The sequence below is a fragment of the Blautia hansenii genome (assembly GCF_013304445.1).
Classification (GTDB): domain Bacteria; phylum Bacillota; class Clostridia; order Lachnospirales; family Lachnospiraceae; genus Blautia.
On the sequence record NZ_JAAITA010000064.1, the window covers coordinates 1 to 855 of the forward strand.

1 protein-coding gene is annotated in these 855 nt (G+C 37.3%); it reads left to right on the plus strand.

Annotation, left to right across the window (positions count from 1 at the left end; all coding sequences use genetic code 11):
* Nucleotides 1–89: 89 nt before the first annotated feature.
* The gene (locus tag G5A70_RS15500) at nucleotides 90–845 is read left to right on the plus strand and encodes an AIPR family protein (protein ID WP_173750336.1); all 756 of its coding nucleotides are present in this window, start codon (nucleotides 90–92) and stop codon (nucleotides 843–845) included.
* Nucleotides 846–855: the final 10 nt, after the last annotated feature.

An 855-nucleotide genomic window follows, 5' to 3' on the forward strand; every position in this document is an offset into this window, starting at 1 on the left:
TAATATCCCCTTATAGGGGGAGAACATGCCACCCGCTAAGCGGGTGGTCATGACTATTCGCAAAATCGATGACCATAAGGAGGATAAAAATGGCAAGTATTATTAAATTTCCTGCAAAGCAGGTAAAGAAGATGGATAATCCAATGAGTGAACTTACAAAGGATGGTTCTAAAAAGTATGTTTGTTATGTAAGATTACAGGATGTTCCGGCAAAGTTTGAAGATTGGATGCGTACTAATCCTAGAGACCAGAAGCTTACAACAAATGTCGCAAAAGAAATTGCAAAAAGCATTGACAGTGGATGCAAGAATTTCCATGAAAAGAATAGAGGTATTGTAATGTCTGTAGACAAGTTTGCCTATGATAATAAGACAGGAATGATTAAAGTTACTTTATCGGACCCTGAGATACATGGAAATATTGATGGAGGTCATACTTTAAAGATTATTCTTACAAAACAAAAGAATAATGAACTGTTCTTTGAGCAGTATGTTTTTTTTGAATTTTTTACAGGAATTTCCTCACCAGTGGAACTTGCTGAAGCTCGAAATCAGTCTGTTCAGGTGGATCAGCGTTCTATCGAGGAATTAAATCGTAGTTTTGAGCCGATTAAAGCAGCTCTGAAAAATGAAAGTTTCTATAATCGTATTGCATTTAAGCAGAATGAACATGTTGGTGACAAAAACGTAATTGATGTACGTGAAATTATTGCTATTATGAACATGTTTAATCAAAGCCTCTATCCAAAGGGAGGAGATGCGCAGCCGATTCAGTCTTACACCGGAAAAGAGACAAGTCTGAATGAAAAGTCTAATCCCCCAGCTATGCTGGGGCGAATAGTGTAAGTGGAAACGG

Excerpts from the sequence above, each read along its gene's own strand:
- G5A70_RS15500 (WP_173750336.1), top strand. The coding sequence starts at position 90 with ATGGCAAGTATTATTAAATTTCCTGCAAAGCAGGTAAAGAAGATGGAT.